The organism is Providencia sp. PROV003 (assembly GCF_045040775.1).
Classification (GTDB): Bacteria; Pseudomonadota; Gammaproteobacteria; order Enterobacterales; family Enterobacteriaceae; genus Providencia; species Providencia huashanensis.
This window is the reverse complement of sequence record NZ_CP096369.1, coordinates 4,306,647-4,324,145: the sequence shown is the minus strand read 5'-3', so window position 1 is coordinate 4,324,145 and position 17,499 is coordinate 4,306,647. Positions and strand designations below refer to the sequence as shown.

The window sequence follows — 17,499 nt, the reverse complement described above, 5'->3', positions numbered from 1 at the left end:
TATTTATGCTAAATGAACAACTGCCTTCACGGCCTAAGCGGTTATTAAGTTACACCATTATTTTCTTAACCGCTGTCTACCCTTTGCATCCCGCTTGGGGAGCCGCTATGACTGCGGCAGATAAAAACACCCAAGTCAGTCAACAAAAGAATGTCCCGATTATTAATATTGCTACGCCGAATGGGGCGGGGGTATCGCATAATAAATTCCAACAATTTAGTGTCGATAAACAAGGCGCGGTACTCAATAACGCCACCACTAATGTGAATTCCCAAATCGCAGGGCAGGTTAAAGCCAATGCGAATTTAAAGGGAAACGCCGCCAATCTGATTATCAACGAAGTCACTGGCAGTAGCCGCTCTGAATTACAAGGTAAGTTGGAAGTGGTTGGTAAAGGGGCGAATGTCGTCATTGCCAACCCGAATGGGATTACCTGTAATGGTTGTAGTTTTGTGAATACCCCTGCGATCACTTTGACCACGGGGAAACCCATTCTTGATAACAAGGGCGCATTGTCTGCGGTTGAGGTGAAAAAAGGTAGTGTGGTTATCGGGGCAAATGGCATGAATGCGCAAGCGCAAACCTATGCCGATATTATTAGCCGTGCCACAGAACTGAATGGGCAAATTAAAGCCAAAAACCTGACCTTGATGCAAGGTACTAACCGTATTGATTTTCAAAAAGGCACCGTGACACCGATTGCCGGTGAAGGGGCAAAACCGAGTGTCTCAATCGATACTAAGGCGCTAGGGGGGATGTATGTTAACCAAGTTAAATTGGTCAGCACGGAGGCAGGGGTGGGGGTTAACCTCAGCAATGTGCAAACTAATCAAAATGACCTAACGTTAACTGTCGATGGCAAAATTACCCTTGCAGGCAATATCCAAGGTAAAAAAGACATTAATGTCAGCACCAAAAATCTGCAAATTAACACCAACGCTAAAGTGAATGCCATCAAGGACATCACATTAGCCACCAACACCCTCACCAATAATGGGAAAGTTATCGCAGGTAAGGATATACGTGTCTTTGCTGACAAAGTCAGTAATACGGGTAATAACGCACTGATTCAGGCACAAGATAATCTGTGGATGCAAAAAAATGCCAAAGGGGATTTGAGTACCCTGATTGAGAATAAGTCAGGGACAATAAAGACCAATGCGGGGGATTTGGTGGTTCGGACCAAAAAACTGACAAATACGGCGAATGCATCTCCCATAAAAACTTCTAATATCAATGCAACAACTAACTATAGTGAAGATTTTGTCTCATCTTACTTTGGAAAAAGGCAAGGTGTTGTATCGATTATTTCACTTTATCCTCGATTAGAGAACTTCTCCTATAAAAAATGGTTCGGGAAAATTGATTTAATCAACAGTGACAGTATTAATGTTGAGCGAAAACAGTATTTGGGTCTAGGAAACATTGGGACTATAACATCAGGAAAGAATACCTATATTAACGCAAATAATTTAGTTAGTGATTTTGGAAAAATTGCTTCAAAAAACAATGTGATATTGACTGGGCAAAATGCATCAATATCCTCTTTTGATTCAGGAAAATTAGATCTTTGGTATAAATACGATACATCTAATGCAGATTTAGGAAAATTTGCAGATGAAAGTGAGGATAATGGAACTTATGATATTTTTTATGTTAGTGAGCCAGTAGATTTTAAATTAATCGATAAATTTTATTCTTGGGCGCCTGAAACTTTAAACTATAAAACGATATCAGCTGGAAATAATGTTGTCCTTGATTTTAAAAATACTATTAATCTTGAAAGTAAACTTCCTAATACTGATAAGCCCGTTGCAAAAATAGTACAAATAGGGAATCCTTCTTTTGCTATTACTGCCAAAAATATTATCTTAAATTCTAATAATATAAATATTTCCTCTAACTTACAGTCTGAAAATGATCTGTCTATTATCGCAGGTCAAAACATCAATATTCATAATGCACAGCTCGCTGCAAAACAATCACAAAGCCTAATTGCGAATAATGACCTTAATCTTAAACAAGTCAACTTAACCGCTAAAGACGGTACCTTAATTGCGAGAAATGGCAGTATTCAGTATAACTTGAATCCTATCTCTGCTTTTAAGGGGAATGTGTTATCGCCCCCGGTCCTTAACGCATCGAACTCATTAAATATACAAGCCGGTAAAAACGTTACATTTGATAATGTGCAGTTAGCCAAAACGAATAAACTCTCTATCAGTGCCAATGACAATATTATTATTCGTCGCGATGAATCCAATTTAATGAAACTCGCAGCTTCAGAGCCTGCTGCCAATATCAATGCGTTACTCACAAAAATAGGAAACTGGGCTAGTTCGGGGGAAATAAACCTCACCGCAGGTAAAAATATTGAAGCGCGTGGCATTGCCTTCAACAGTGGAAAATCACTGTCATTCAATGCAGGACAAGATATTTTATTAGGCTCAAAATCTATTAAAGATGTTGATAATATATTTAAAACCAATCGCTACCCAGAGCTGCGCTCTCAACTTATTGCGAATGGTAATATTACGTTAAATGCGGCACGTGATATTAACTTGCAATCCGCCAATCTCCAATCAAAAGATAAAATTACTGCAATTTCAGGCCGTGATATTAAATTAACGGCTACCGCTTATTCCGCCATTCCCAACCCCAACGAAGACAATCAAGATGTACGTTATGTGACCTCGACACTCTCCGGTGATAAAGGCGTCACACTGGCCTCCAATGGTGCATTGACCGCACAAGGTAGCACAATTAAATCCCTAGGTGACATCACACTCTCAAGTGGGGGAAATGTACGCTTAGAGTCTGTCAAAACGAATTATCGAAAACAATCAGGTAAACGATTTGAAGAGTTATATCGCCAGATAGGCACTGAAATTAACAGCGGTAAAACCCTGACCATTTTGTCTGAGGGGAGCATTCTTTTCCAAGCGTCTCGCCTCGTCGCCAAAGGGGCAATGGATATTGCAGCAAAAGGCGGATATCTCTATGCGCAAGCGATGGAGGAAACTAGTTACTTCGAAGAGTATAAAAAGAAATGTAATCGATGGACGCTTTGTATTACTAAAAAGGAAGTTAGAAAAACACGTAGTGATAAAACCAATAAAGTCACTGAATTTACCGCAGGCGGCGATATTAATTTGTACGCCAAAGATGATGTGACGTTAGAAGCCACTAAAATTAATGCGGGCAAGAATGCCAAAATCACCAGCCAAACAGGCAAGGTCAATTTTAAAGCTGTCAAAAATTCGCAATTTGAACAGGTAATTACAAATTCTAAAGGGTTTTATATCACTCAACGCAACAAAGGGTATACCTCAGATAAATGGGTTTTACCTGCATTGCATATTGGTGGAAAACTGACTGTTGATGCGAATAAAGGGATTACTGCGGATGTTAAAACCAAAAATAATCAAAGCTTACAAAATGCCCTGAATGCTCTAGGTCAAACAGAAGGCACCAAATGGTTAGCGGGTCTAAAAGACCGCAAGGATGTGCAATGGGGATTGGTTCAAGATGCGTATGACAGTTGGGATTATAAAAGCCAAAGCTTAAATCCAGTGGCGTCAGCGTTAATCATGATAACCGTTGCGGCGATGACGTCAGGTACGGCATCACAGTTTGCAGCTTGGGCAGCGTCTGGATCTAGCGGAACTACTGCAACAGTCATTTCCGGCGCAGCCTACTCAGGCATGACAGCACTTTCCACACAAGCCGCAGTCGCATTGGCTGAAAACCAAGGGAATCTATCCAAAACTCTGAATTCATTGGGCAAAAGCGATGTCGTCAAATCAATCATCACCCAGATGGTGATTTCAGGAGCGCTCAATGGCCTAGATATAAAAATGGGGTGGACTAAAGGTAATCCAGCAGATGCTAAATTACCGCTATTAAGCAATGGAGATTGGGGTAAAGTTGCCCAGCGTGTTGCAGCTCAATCGGTAATTAGCTCAACAGTGAATACCACAATACAAGGTGGCAGTTTTACTGATAACTTTAAGACTGCCTTACTCAGTAATATTGGAAATCAGATTAATGCTGAGGGTGCTCGACTTATTGGCGACAATGGGGAGATTCTAGGCCATACAGGAAAACTATTAAGTCACTCTGTTGTTTCGGGTGTAAGTGCTGAAATTGCTGGTGGAGATGCGAAAGGTGCAGTTGTTGGTGCACTAGCAGCAGAGTTGGCTGCAATAACATTAAACAGTAAATTGTTTGAGCCAAAATATATCAATGAGCAAGAAAGACAACTCGCATTACTACAAGATGCTATTAAGGGGAATGATGCCAAAACTCAATTCACTAAAGTATTAGGTGGATTTGCAGGGGCATTAATTACCCATAAGCCAGAAGGGGCTTTTTCTGCCGCTAATTCTGCTGAGCTGGTTTATACGTACAATTATACAGAGCATCAACTACAGCAAATAATTATAGAGAACAATCTGGATATGATGGCAGCAGCTAAAGGAGATAAAGCTGCCGCACAAAGAGTTGCTGCGCGCCAAGAAGCGGCAATATTTGTTGGTTTTGTTGCAGCAGGTGGATATGTCGCAGTTATTGGCGGTGAAATTGTTTTAGCAGCATCTCCTGAAATATTAGCTGCAGCGAAATTAGGGGTGCAGGGATGCAAAGCAGGGCTAGTGCTCTGCATCAATAAACTAGCCATTAGTTCAGCTGAAGTTATTGCTCCAGAATCCGCTATTTCTAGCGGGGCAGCTTTAGGAGCGGGTTATAAATTATTAGCAAGCTCAGAGGATACGGCAAAAGCACTCGCAAATACCGCCATGAACAGCTCAAAGCATATGCTAATAGCTGGAAAACAAGATGCGAGTAAACTAAAGTCTCTTCTAGACGCTGAGAAATTACGTGTTGAGGCTAATAAAAAAGTTATTGAGGAAATTAATAAATTTTCATCTAAAAACAAAGCTAGAGATACAGCAACCATGGTTGCTGCATATGATATAAAAAGTGGCACTATCATTGTCAAAGGTAGCGTAGGTAATAAAATTGAGGCCGATATGCTTCATAAAGATACAATAATTCTTCTCAAGAAAAAGTTGGGGGGAGCTGATGTTGGGACTAAAACTATTTATTGTAATAATATTGTTGGGGGATGTGGAGAGGTATTAGCTGCTGACCAGCTAATACGACAAGGAGTTAAACCAACAGATATAAGGATTTCACAAGCATATAGACCTAGAGATGCTCATGGATTTGATATATCAGAAGTTCCGCCAGAAGCGCTTGTATCTACTTGTAAAAATTGCATCAAAGTATTTTTAGAATAATAAGGATATCTATGGAATTACAGTTAGATAATAATTGGTCACCTGATTTTGCTTGTAATTATAGTTGGGTCGCCGGAGATAAAAATGGATTGCTATCCTTGATGTTAAGTAATGGTTATGGTTGGCTACCTACAATTTTACTTAACTCATCTATTAGCAAAAATGATGTTAACCTTTTATGTGAATATATAGATGGAGACTCAACAGAATATATTAACGAAATAAATTTGAGAGGTAGTTATACAATCGATTTATATTCAAGCTACTCTTATGAATCATACCGAGATAAGGATGAATTAATAAAAAGTTTTAATTCTAGACTTGAAAATAATAAAAATTGTATTGCTTCACTAGCTACCAAAATGGGAATGTTTTGTTATGAAGCTTTAGAGTTACCTTCAGAAGGTGATAACTACCCAATAGGATATGATGGAAAAACAAAAATGGGGGATTATTATCGTTTTATTGTTCCGACAGTATTTTTAACAATAGATGATATTCCAATCCCTCTTCGAAACTATATCGTTGTCTCTGATACCATTGATTTCACTGTAGACCAGTTATTCGATAACGACAAAATTAGTGAATATTTTCCTCGTATGTACCATGATTAAAGTTAGGAAAGTATTATAAATAACCGCCATCTTTACGTAAAGATGGCGGTTACTGCGGTATAAACTTTAGTCTCTAATGACTAAGTTCTTTTTTAATGCTACTTACCCAATAAGTGTAAGAAATGAATATGTTTTTCATATTGGTCAAGAATATCGTGAATGATTTGTTCTTTAGCCCAACCCATCACATCATAATCTTGCCCACCTTCTTTTAGGTGGATTTCAGCACGGTAGTAACGTTGTTCTTCATTTTTCTCTTCATCAATTTCATCCCCCATACCTGCTAAGGCAAAAGACGGTTGAATATAGTAACGAAGGCGAACTTCATATAAAAAGTTCATATCATTACCTAAATCCACTTCAAACCCGATCCGGTCATCTCTGTCGGTGTGGATATGGCAAACCGTCCCTTGCTTCTCGAGTTCCTCTGATACCATTTCCATTGAAGGTTTCACGGATTCCTCGATAAAACGCTTAACATGTGAACGCTTAGGGAAATAAACGATATTACGTAAGCGACGCTGCCACGGTATAGGATTACGGCTTGCTGTAGGAGCGATCGTTGCGAGCTGTTGGCTATCGCGTTTGTAGGCATCGACACGCAATGCTTTAAACAAACCATAAATAGAGACTAACAAGACCATAGCAAATGGTAATGCACTCGCAATCGTCAGCGTTTGCAAGGCTTGTAAACCACCAGCGAGTAGCATAGTGATAGCAACAATACCCATCAGGGCTGCCCAGAAGATACGCTGCCAAATAGGGGTATTTGAATCACCACCTGAGGCAAGGGTATCAACAACCATTGCACCTGAGTCCGCCGAAGTCACAAAGAACACAATGACCATCAGCATGGCGCAAAATGACAATACAGTAGAAAAAGGAAAGTAAGTTAAAAATTCAAATAAGGCGAGAGAAACATCAGATTGTACGGTTTCCGCTAACTTAGTAGCTCCCTGATTTTTAATTAAATCAATCGCAGTATTACCAAAGAACGTCATCCACATTAAAGTGAAACCGGCAGGAACAAACAGTACTCCAGTAACAAACTCACGGATAGTACGCCCACGAGAAATACGAGCGATAAACATCCCTACAAATGGAGACCATGATAACCACCAACCCCAATACAAGAGAGTCCATCCCCCTAACCAACTACTTGATTTGGGTTCATAAGCGTAAAGATTAAAGGTTTTAGTGACGATCTCTGATAGGTAGCCACCTGTGTTCTCAACAAACGATTTCAACAGTAATACTGTTGGCCCTAAAATAAGAACAAGGAGCAACAATAGGAAGGCTAAACCAAGGTTGAGTTCAGATAAAATACGGATACCTTTATCTAACCCTGAGACCACCGAGATAGTCGCTAAGCCTGTAAAAGCAATAATTAACCCAACTTGCACCATTTCATTAACGGGCAGACCAAATAAGTGGTTCATCCCCGCATTGACTTGTAAAACACCAAAACCGAGCGATGTGGCGACACCAAATACGGTACCGACAACCGCAAAAACATCGACAGCGTGACCAATTGGACCATAAATACGCTCGCCAATAATAGGATAAAGAGCGGAGCGTAAAGTAAGAGGAAGCCCATGGCGATAGCTAAAAAAGGCTAAAATTAATGCAACTATGGCGTAAATCGCCCAAGCGTGTAACCCCCAATGGAAAAAGGTTAATCGCATGGCATCTTTAGCGGCTTCAACGGTTTGGGGATCACCAATAGGTGGGTTCAGATAATGCATTACTGGTTCAGCAACACCAAAGAACATCAAACCAATACCCATACCAGCGGAAAATAGCATGGCAAACCATGAAACATAGCTAAAATTTGGCTGTGCGTGATCCGGTCCTAATTTTATTTGCCCATAACGAGAGAGTCCCAGATAAGTCACACTCAATAGAACAATCGCAACAGCAAGGATATAGAACCAGCTGGCGTTATTAAATAAATTTTGTTGAAGATGACTTAGATGAGATTCTGCAACTTGGGGCATTAAGGCAGCAAAGCCAACAATGACCAAAATAACAATTGCGGAGCTATAAAATACTGGGGGACTAATTTTGGAGCGAACTTTTTTAGAATCATCATTTATTTGACTCATAACAACCTTCTTTTGTTTTATTTTATTTTTGGCATACCAATAAGAGACAAAGTATGCAACCTGCTGTCCTTCTTAATGAAACAATGGATAATTGTGAAAGGTTTCCTAAGGAAACAAAGTAGAAAGAACAATAAATACATCGTGTTAATAGCAGTAAAAACGGCTAAAAGTAGTGATTAATTTTGAGCCTTGAACCCTCTTTAGTGTAAAAAATCAGGCGGACATACTGCCACGATATGGATAAATGATCAACAACAGCGGGAAATAAAATAAGGATGTAATAAAAATATCATGTTAATTATCATATTATTAATAAGTTATAATGTAATATTTACATTCTTTATGGAGAAGTTAATCGAAATAGATAAAACAAGCGGTTTTTTACGTAAAAACGATAAGTTAGCAGTGAGATTAACAGAATTATCGTAGCTGGCTGTCTTTACTTCCACGGCGGTTATAGCCGCTATACGCAGCGTTTTTTTTATCCAATTCATTTTGGCAGCTGATACACAACCTGACCCCTGGTAAGGCTAAACGACGGGCTTCAGGAATGGTTTCGCCGCACTCTTCACAAATCTCAGCACTTTCACCTGAATGTAACTGGCTACGAGCTTTGGTGATTGCGTCATCTAATGTTGCATCAATTTGTTCTTGAACGGCATTTTCATTTGCCCAGCCATTCGCCATAAGAAACCTCGGTTTGTTTAATTATTGACCTAATATTAATATAGAGGCGAGAAAATTAAATTCAAGGTCAATTATTGTTCTAGAGAGCGAGTCATATAGATGTGGTCCACTCCGTCTTCATCGTACATTTCCCCCTCTGTTTGGTACTTTAAAGAGTGATAAAACTCGATGGCAGTATGTTGTGCAGAAAGGCCTATTTTTTTGAAATGATGTTGTTGTGCGTAATGCTCAACAAATTTCATGAGTTCGCGGCCTAGCCCTTTTCCTCTATGCTGTTTTTGTACCGCAACACGGCCCACTTTGACTAACCCGGTCTCTTCAAACAGAATGCAACGTAACACTGCTGCTGGGTGTTGATTAAGGTACAAAACGACATGCAAGGCAGTATCATCATATTCATCAACATCGATGTCAGCAGGGAAGCCTTGTTCGTGGGTAAAGACTTGTTGGCGTAGGTCAAATGCATCTTCCACGAGTTTGGGGCTTGCATGTCCAAGGCTATATTTAATTTGCATGAAAAATCCTGATATCGACGTTATAAAAGAAACCCCACTATATAACGAGATAACCATTAAGTAAGGAAGGTTTTAGTACTTTTATTGTTACGAAAAATAAAAAATGGGAAATGCAGGCATTTAAGCCTGCATTTAAGGTTGCAGATAAGGTGAGAGTATAGGCGTTTGACTTATTGATTAATCAAAGCTTATTCCTATTTTTAGCGTTACTAAAACTTATTTCTCATCTGTTTTAGCATCGTTTTCGGCTTTGAGTGACTCCGTTTTCTCTTTCACATCGGTGGCCATTTCATCCGCTTTATTGATAGCATCTGTTTTGACTTCTTGGCCAAACTCAGCCGTGTTTTGCTTTAATTCCTCGGTCTTATTTTTTACATCTTCAGAGAGTTCATTTGCTTTTTGCTGACCATCTTCTTTTAGCTGTTGTGCTTTTTCTTCAGCTTGCTTAACCGTATCATTCCCTTTGGATGCGTCATCACAGCCTGCTATGGCCGTCATAATGCCAGCAAAAAATAGTGAGGCGATAACTTTCGTATTCATAAACATATCCTTAGTATTAAAGGGGTGATTGAAATCATGCAAATGCATTAATCATAATGCTCATATTTAAATATAGTTGAAAGTAAAATTGTTATAAAAAAAATTAATGATTTTTTGAAAGGTTAATATAAATTAGGGTAGATAAAGAGACTTGATGGCCGACTTGGTTGAAAGGCAAATAAAATATTTTAATGGTTAAGTCGGTCATGTAGACATATAAGTAAGCAAACCAGCTAAAATGATGAATAGCTGTCGGTTTACAAACGATAAAAATATATTTTTAATTGAGATAATAGAGGGATAGCAATATGACGTACTATTATTCGTTTATCATTTTGAAGTTTATTATTGGTTTCGCTATTGTTATCACACATATGAATTTATCAGGAAAGACTCAGCTTTCCCAGATGACACCAATTGATTTTATTGGCAATTTTGTGCTTGGGGGAATAATTGGTGGGGTCATTTACAGTGATACTATCCCTCTTTATCAGTATATTACTATTTTAATAATTGGTGTTTTATTTATTAGCTCTTTGAATTTTCTAACAAAAAAGTTTAATTTTTTTCGTAATGTTGCAATTGGTAATCCCATACCAATCATCAAAAAAGGGCAGTTCATTATGGAAAATATCTTAAAAAAAGGAAATAAAATCGACATTATTAATATTTCTTCACGGATACACGCCCAAGGTATTCACTCATTTCAAGAAATTTATTATGCACAAATAGAGCCTGATGGGCAGCTAACGGTTATTTGTGATGAAAAAAATATGCCTTCGGTGATCTTGATGAAAGATGGCATAGTTAGAAATAGCGAGTTAGATTCTATTGAAAGGGATGAAGAATGGCTAATGCAGCAAATTGAATTACAAGGAATTGCTTCTGTCGATGATATTTTCTTAGCTGAATTTTGGCGCGGAGAAGTTAGTTTTATTTTACGAGATGGTAAGATAAACCGTAAAAATAGCCATGAATTAAAAATTATTGCATAAAGCAAGTAAGTAGATGAAGCAAACCTCATCTACTTACCCTCATATTATTTCTTCAAATCATCATAAAGCATCAGTGATGATTTATTTTCAGGGTCGCCTATATAACGGGGTTGCGGTTTAAACTCATTGTTAAATAAGCTTTTTTGAGATTCAAACCCAGTATAATTTAACCCAGCTAAGTCAGACCATGCATAGATAAAATCCATAGTACTAAATGGGCGAGTTGTTTTATCATTTAAATCAAATTGATGGGTATTCAACCACTCAGGGGACTGCCAAACAAGGAAAGGAACATTGTAAATGACTTTACTTGGTTTGCCTTCACTACGCCCTAGCATTTTGTGTGGCGGTGTATCGTAGACATCTTCACCGTGGTCGGAGAAAAAGACTAAAAAGCCATTTTCTTTTGAAGAATCAAAGTCTTTAATTAATGTTGAAACAACATAATCATTATAATGTTGTGCATTATCATAAGCGTTATAATCGTTTACTTCATCTTCATTAAGGTTTTTGGGGACAACATCGTCTTTCCCTTTAAATATGGCTTTTTCTTCCGGATAGCGGAATTCATAGCGCATATGCGTCCCTAATAGGTGTACAACAATGAATTTTTTCTCAGCAGGGTCAGCGAGCGCTTCTTTAAACGGAGCAAAGACCACGTCATCGTATATACGCGAGCTTTGTGCCATATCATTATTGAGGTAATACTGTTTATCCGTTTGGCGAGAGAACGCTGTAAGTAACGTATTACGCTCGGTCATCGTTTGCTGATTGGTGATCCAGAACGTTTTAAAACCTGCTTGTTTCATCATGTTCATGATGGAAGGGCGGGAATTAAATAGCTCCGGTTCTGTTTGAGTTGCAAAGGTGAGAATTTGTTGTAATGCTTCAATGGTGTAAGGACGCGATGTCACGACATCATTAAATACTGACAAATTTGTTGGGTAATCCCTAGCGAGCTCATCTAATTCAGGCGTTGTTGGGCGTGTGTAGCCGTATAAACTCATTCTATCACGGCTGGTGGATTCACCGATAACCAACACAAATGTCCGAGGAGTGTTACCATTCGCATCGACGAAGTTTTCTAATGGTGGGATCTTGCTATTATCGCGAATGAGCTCTTCCATATTCGCAAGTTGGTTCTTATATAATAAGTAACCACTCACAAACTGCCATGGAGCTGCGTATGCCAGTTTACTATTCACATAAGAGGCGACATTGGCTATTGGGCGGTCTTGCTTAATTCCTTTATTATAATAAGGGATACCAAACAGAATAATTAAAATCAGTAATGAGATACCGATTCGCCCTGATTTTGGAAGTGTAACTGGTTTTAGGCGTGTCCAAAGAAAAATAGCAACGACAGTATAAGCCAGTATTACACCAACCACTTTGAAACTAAAATATTGTTTAAGAAACTCCCCAGCTTCATTGGTGTTGGTTTCAAACATCACAAACATAACACTTTGTGATATTTGGTGCCCATAAACAACAAAATAGGCGAGAGCAACCACAGAAGATAGCCACAGGACGATACCTATCAGCCCTGCAACCAGCTTAATTTTTTTTGGAAAAAGTAAGGCGGGGATTAGCCAAAGGGAGCTGTAAAGTAATGAGTCCCTTAAGCCGATAGAGTTGCTTTGCCCAGTAACAAGCACATATAGCTGTAATAATGACGAAAAATACCAAAAGTAGATTAATAACCAGAACAAAGAGATCCAGCTAAACCTTGCAGAGCGTGTAGTGTTAACCATAGTTTTGTAAACTCTTGTTTTCTATTATCGTTAAGTCACATTGAAAAATAATTGGGAAATCGGTGTTTAGATAAAAAGGTGTAAATTAAGTTCAAAAATATGTTATCTATCAATAAGGATTTCTTAATTTTTCTTTGTTTTTTTCATGTTAGCAAATAGCCAAATAAGGTGACATTCAATTATAGACGATGTTTTATAGGTTATTATAGAAATACTATGATGACGGATAATTATGTGTTATCGCATTTAGCGAATTGATATTATCCTTTGATATATTTATGGTATATCAAAAATTTGCAAATTTTATCAATAAAGGGTGAGAGCAACTCATGTTAGACAACTCATTTGTGGCTTTTCTGAAATCATCCTTATCAATCAGGGTATTACTTTCTTTACTGATTATTATTGATGGTGCAATGATTTTAAAACCTGTTTTAAGCGCTTATACAGACTACATTGATTGGCGTGAATCCGGGCTAACACAGTGGTTAAAATCATTAGGCTTTATGAAATTACTGGATATCCCGCGTTTCCTATTGGGGATTTCATTGATTTTCCTTTCGTTATTTATGGTCAATGGTGCGCGGATCGCCTGGGTGTTTTCGTTGTTTTTACTCGGGATCATTTCATTTGTTGATCTAAAATTAGTGCAAGAAAATATTCACCAAGGCTATTTCTCCCTCGCTTTGTTAGTGGCACTTTGCGTATTTTGGAAGCTATATCATCACCATAGCTTAACCAGTGCAGGGTTCGTGGCCATTACCTGTATCATTGCATTATTGCTCTATTCAATTTTTGGTACTTTGTATATTGGTGATGAATTTTTACCTGTCGTTAAAGATGGCACGACCGCTTTTTATTTTGCTTTGGTTTGTATGACAACAGTCGGTTTCGGCGACATTGTCCCAGTCACCGTGGATGCACGGATATTTACAGTGACAGTCATTCTTTTAGGGATCACGATTTTTACCACTTCAGTGGTTTATATCGTTGGGGTATTAGCGAAAGGCACAAAAGAAATTGTGCGTAAGAGGTTTTCTTATATGAAAAATCATTATGTGGTGATTGGCAGTACCCCAATGGCTGTGAATGTTTACCAAAGCCTGAAAAAACGTGAATTACCTGTTGCAGTTATTTGCCAAGAAAACCATCGAAGTCACTATCCAGAAAAAGATAACATTGTAACTGGGGACCCAACGAGTAGTGAATTACTCGCTGCAGCCAATGTAAAGCATGCTAAGTGTGTGCTGATTATGACAGACAGTGATTCACTCAGTACATTTGCTTTATTGGGCGTGAAAGAGTTAGCAGGGAGTGATAACCCAGTTAAAACTGTGGTTTTGATCAACCAAGAAAACAATATGGATAAAGTTCGTTTATTGAAGCCGGATATGCTGTTTTCATTATCGACTCTAGGCTCTGAAGTTTTGATGCAAGTGCTTTGCGGTGACGCAATATCCAATGACTCGATTAGTGATATGCTGTTGAATAAAGTTGCAAAAAGCTAACCTCTAAATCAAAACAGGAATTCTGCTTCATGCTAAGTGCTCAACAGGTGAGTTGCCATCGGCAAAATAGAGTGTTATTTCACCAGCTAGATTTTACGGTGCAGCCCAGTGAAATTTTACAGGTCGAAGGGCCAAATGGGGCGGGGAAAACCACCCTTTTACGCATGGTGGCTGGGCTATTAAAACCTGATGAGGGGGCTATTTGTTGGAATAATCAGCCGATTGATAAACTTAAAGAGGAGTTTACCCGTCACCTACTTTATTTAGGGCATAAACCGGCAGTTAAATCCTTATTGACCCCTTACGAAAACCTAAAGTTTTATCATCAAATGCATCATAAAGGGGATGCTGGAGAGCAGATTTGGTCTGCTTTAGAGGAAGTTTCTTTAATTGGTTATGAAGATATCCCTGTTAGCCAACTGTCAGCAGGGCAACAGCGCCGAGTGAACTTAGCTAGGTTATGGCTAAGTGATGCACCATTATGGGTATTAGATGAGCCGTTTACTGCGATTGATGTAGCTGGTGTGGAACGCTTAACAGAGCGTTTTCATCAACATGCAAAACAGGGGGGCATCATTTTATTTACCTCTCATCAAGCCATGTCGGGGCAATTTGGGTCACTAAAACTGACTGGTGGGGTTGAATCATGTTTTGGTTATTAATTAATAGAGAACTCAAAATTGCATTTCGTGGTTTTTCTGAACTGATGAACCCGTTGTGGTTTTTCTTAATTGTTATCACATTATTTCCGCTAAGTATCGGGCCTGAGCCCCAGTTATTAGCGCGTATCTCCGTAGGGGTGTTTTGGGTGGCTGCAATTTTATCGTCACTCTTATCATTAGAACGCTTATTCAAAGACGACTATCTTGATGGTTCCCTTGAACAGTTGTTACTCGCACCACACCCCTTATTTATTAGCGTATTCGCTAAAGTTATCGCCCATTGGTTAGTGACTGGTCTGCCGTTGATCCTGTTATCTCCCATTGCCGCATTAATGCTGTCTTTCAGTGCTGATACACTTTTAGTGCTTGTGGGGACGTTACTATTAGGGACACCAGTGCTGAGTTTTATTGGGGCGATTGGGGCCGCATTAACGGTTTCATTGAAGAAGGGCGGTGTTTTAGTGAGCCTGCTAGTTCTTCCTTTATATATCCCAGTACTTATTTATGCGACAGGGACGATGGAAGCCCATAGTTTTAAAATGCCATTAGATGGCTATTTTGCTATTTTAGCGGCTTTATTCGCTGCGAGTATCACTTTTTCCCCTTTAGCGATTGCTGCGGCATTAAAAATCAATATCAGTAATAGCTAACTGGTTTATCTCATCTATATTCATCAAAAAGCCCTCTGAAACCTTCGTCTTTTTAGTTCGAGGGGAGAAAAGAGGGTTTTAAAAACTCGAATAAGTTTTTTCCTCCTTCCTGATAAAAAAGTGTAACAAACTATTTTAAATGTAATTAATTAGATTCTCTTTACCCTCTAATTGAGTGTACCTTGCAACTATTTGATTCTAATTTACTTAAATTTTCATTCTAAGTGCATTTACTTGGGGTTAACTAAGCCGAAAATTTATATTGAATACAACTATCATGGATATTGTATTTGCTATCCATTTGATAAATTTATCTTTGTAAGAAAATTCTGTATTTACATTTTAATTAAATAATTAACATTAAATAATAAACATTAGGATTGTCATTTAAACAAAAAAATGTAAAGTTACGTATATTGACTTAACTTAAATGTAAATAATTAAAAAAAGCTAATGATTAATGTACGTACCTTACTACTCGGAACTCTTTTTTCTACCTTTTGTTTTCCTGTTTTAGCAAAAGAACAGTTATTGAAGCCGGATAACACCGATAACTTATTCAATCGCCAAACGCATCAACAACAAACTTTACAACAACAGTTTGATGCGAAATCCCCTGATGTAAATTTATCCGCGGCTATAGCAAAAACACGGTTAAAATTTCCGCAAGAGAATCCCTGTTTCTTAATTGAACGAGTTGCTGTCAGTGGGCAAGAGGCGTTTCCCCATTGGGTGCCTATTGAAAGGCTAGCGAATCAGGCAGTGGGTCACTGTATTGGTATTGATGGCATTAATTTATTAGTGACAGATGTCCAAAATAGATTAATTAGCCATGGCTGGATCACCAGTCGCGTATTGGTTCCCGAACAAGATTTATCGACTGGCGTTCTCCAGTTGGTTGTGATGCCCGGAAAAGTGCAAAAAGTCATATTTACGGATGACTCATCACAATACAGTACGCTGTATACCGCGATGCCAGCACATTCAGGTAATTTATTAGATTTGCGTGATATCGAGCAAGGTTTAGAAAATCTACAACGTTTACCTACTGTGCAAGCCTCAATGGAAATGGTGCCGGGGGATGGCCCAGGGGAAACCCAAATCGTAATTAATCGGCAGCAGTCACGCTATTGGCATGCAGGTGCGTGGGTGGACAATACCGGCTCAAAAAGTACCGGTAAAAACCAAGCAGGGGTGATGTTGGCACTGGATAACCCGACTTCGCTTAGTGACCTTTTCTACATTACGGCAACGCGGGATTTAAGTTTTTCCAGCGATAAAGATACTGCCAACTACAGCGCTCATTATTCGGTACCCTTTGGGTATTGGCAATTTGCCACTACCGCAAGTGATTATGAATACACCCAAACCATCGCTGGTGCAAACAGTGATATTGAATATCGCGGTAAAAGCAAAAGCCTGAACCTGCAACTGAGTAATGTGCTGTACCGTGATGCGACGGCTAAAACGACCGCCACCTATGATGTGAATTTGCGTGAAACCCGTAACTTTGTACAAAACACCGAAATTGAAAACCAAAAGCGCCGCACTACCGCATGGAAATTGGGCTTAAATCACCGCCAATATGTGGGGCAATCAACTATTAATTTAGGGGCGAGTTATCAACACGGTACGCGTTGGTTTGGTGCGATGCCTGCTTTTGAAGAGTTTCGCAGTAAAGACTCCCAAGATTATGCGACGGCACTGGCCATTATTATGCAGTTTTCAGCCTCAGCGAGCGTGCCTTTCAGCGTAGCTGACCAAACCTTGCGTTTTGATACGCAATATTTACGCCAACGGAGTGACCGGCCGCTGACCCCCCAAGACCAGTTCAGTATTGGTAACCGTTGGACAGTCCGTGGGTTTGATGGCGAACGTACTCTCAGTGCGGATGAAGGCTGGACGCTACGTAACACCTTATCATGGGCATTACCTGTCCCCGCTCAAGAGCTATATGTGGGCGTCGATTATGGAAAAATTAGCGGGCGTGGAACTGACATTAATTTAGGTACACACCTTGCAGGCGGCGCGATTGGCCTACGTGGTGCAATCAACCCTGCCAACTTAAGCTATGACCTTTCAATTGGCACCCCATTCTCTAAACCCGATGGTTTTAAAACAGACCCTGCTACATTTGCGTTTTCGGTTAACTGGAATTATTAAGGACTC

12 protein-coding genes are annotated in these 17,499 nt (G+C 39.2%); 7 read left to right on the top strand and 5 right to left on the bottom strand.

Annotated features, from left to right (window positions below; genetic code table 11):
• Positions 1–5 precede the first annotated feature (5 nt).
• Both M1F14_RS19810 and M1F14_RS19805 read left to right on the top strand, forming a co-directional pair.
• On the top strand, positions 6–5,300 hold the full coding sequence (locus M1F14_RS19810) for a DUF637 domain-containing protein (protein WP_225832842.1): 5,295 nt from the start codon (positions 6–8) through the stop codon (positions 5,298–5,300).
• Between the two features lie 11 nt (positions 5,301–5,311).
• The gene (locus M1F14_RS19805; RefSeq protein WP_042846845.1) at positions 5,312–5,914 is read left to right on the top strand and encodes a hypothetical protein; all 603 of its coding nucleotides are present in this window, start codon (positions 5,312–5,314) and stop codon (positions 5,912–5,914) included.
• A 98-nt stretch (positions 5,915–6,012) separates the two neighbouring features.
• On the opposite strand, the gene M1F14_RS19800 is transcribed toward M1F14_RS19805, so the two are convergent.
• From M1F14_RS19800 to M1F14_RS19785, 4 genes are all read right to left on the bottom strand, one after another.
• A complete protein-coding gene (locus M1F14_RS19800) occupies positions 6,013–8,019 on the bottom strand; it encodes a choline BCCT transporter BetT (protein WP_042846844.1) in 2,007 nt (668 codons plus the stop codon).
• Positions 8,020–8,439: 420 nt separating this feature from the next.
• Positions 8,440–8,706 carry a DksA/TraR family C4-type zinc finger protein gene (locus M1F14_RS19795; RefSeq protein ID WP_042846843.1) on the bottom strand — a complete coding sequence of 89 codons (267 nt, stop codon included), beginning with the start codon at positions 8,704–8,706 and terminating at the stop codon, positions 8,440–8,442.
• A 71-nt stretch (positions 8,707–8,777) separates the two neighbouring features.
• Positions 8,778–9,221 (bottom strand): GNAT family N-acetyltransferase, encoded by a 444-nt coding sequence (locus M1F14_RS19790; RefSeq protein WP_071547730.1) that lies wholly within the window; start codon positions 9,219–9,221, stop codon positions 8,778–8,780.
• Between the two features lie 216 nt (positions 9,222–9,437).
• Complete coding sequence (locus M1F14_RS19785) at positions 9,438–9,761, bottom strand: hypothetical protein (protein ID WP_042846841.1); 324 nt, start codon at positions 9,759–9,761, stop codon at positions 9,438–9,440.
• A 308-nt stretch (positions 9,762–10,069) separates the two neighbouring features.
• Here M1F14_RS19785 and M1F14_RS19780 point away from each other — a divergent pair, with 308 nt between their 5' ends.
• On the top strand, positions 10,070–10,756 hold the full coding sequence (locus M1F14_RS19780; protein ID WP_042846840.1) for a DUF421 domain-containing protein: 687 nt from the start codon (positions 10,070–10,072) through the stop codon (positions 10,754–10,756).
• 44 nt (positions 10,757–10,800) lie between these two features.
• Here the strand turns inward: M1F14_RS19780 and cptA are convergent, their stop codons facing one another.
• Positions 10,801–12,510: a phosphoethanolamine transferase CptA gene (gene cptA / locus M1F14_RS19775; RefSeq protein ID WP_042846839.1), complete on the bottom strand. Its 1,710-nt coding sequence runs from the start codon at positions 12,508–12,510 to the stop codon at positions 10,801–10,803.
• Positions 12,511–12,839: 329 nt separating this feature from the next.
• Here cptA and M1F14_RS19770 point away from each other — a divergent pair, with 329 nt between their 5' ends.
• The 4 genes from M1F14_RS19770 to M1F14_RS19755 all read left to right on the top strand — a co-directional run bounded on the left by M1F14_RS19770 (position 12,840) and on the right by M1F14_RS19755 (position 17,493).
• Positions 12,840–14,018 carry an ion channel gene (locus M1F14_RS19770; RefSeq protein WP_042846838.1) on the top strand — a complete coding sequence of 393 codons (1,179 nt, stop codon included), beginning with the start codon at positions 12,840–12,842 and terminating at the stop codon, positions 14,016–14,018.
• A gap of 29 nt (positions 14,019–14,047) precedes the next feature.
• Positions 14,048–14,680, top strand: coding sequence for a cytochrome c biogenesis heme-transporting ATPase CcmA (gene ccmA / locus M1F14_RS19765; RefSeq protein WP_042846837.1), 633 nt, complete (start codon positions 14,048–14,050; stop codon positions 14,678–14,680).
• Positions 14,665–15,330, top strand: coding sequence for a heme exporter protein CcmB (ccmB, locus tag M1F14_RS19760; RefSeq protein ID WP_042846836.1), 666 nt, complete (start codon positions 14,665–14,667; stop codon positions 15,328–15,330). The genes ccmA and ccmB overlap by 16 nt, the downstream gene beginning before the upstream one ends.
• 453 nt (positions 15,331–15,783) lie before the next feature.
• On the top strand, positions 15,784–17,493 hold the full coding sequence (locus M1F14_RS19755; protein WP_042846835.1) for a ShlB/FhaC/HecB family hemolysin secretion/activation protein: 1,710 nt from the start codon (positions 15,784–15,786) through the stop codon (positions 17,491–17,493).
• Positions 17,494–17,499 lie beyond the last annotated feature (6 nt).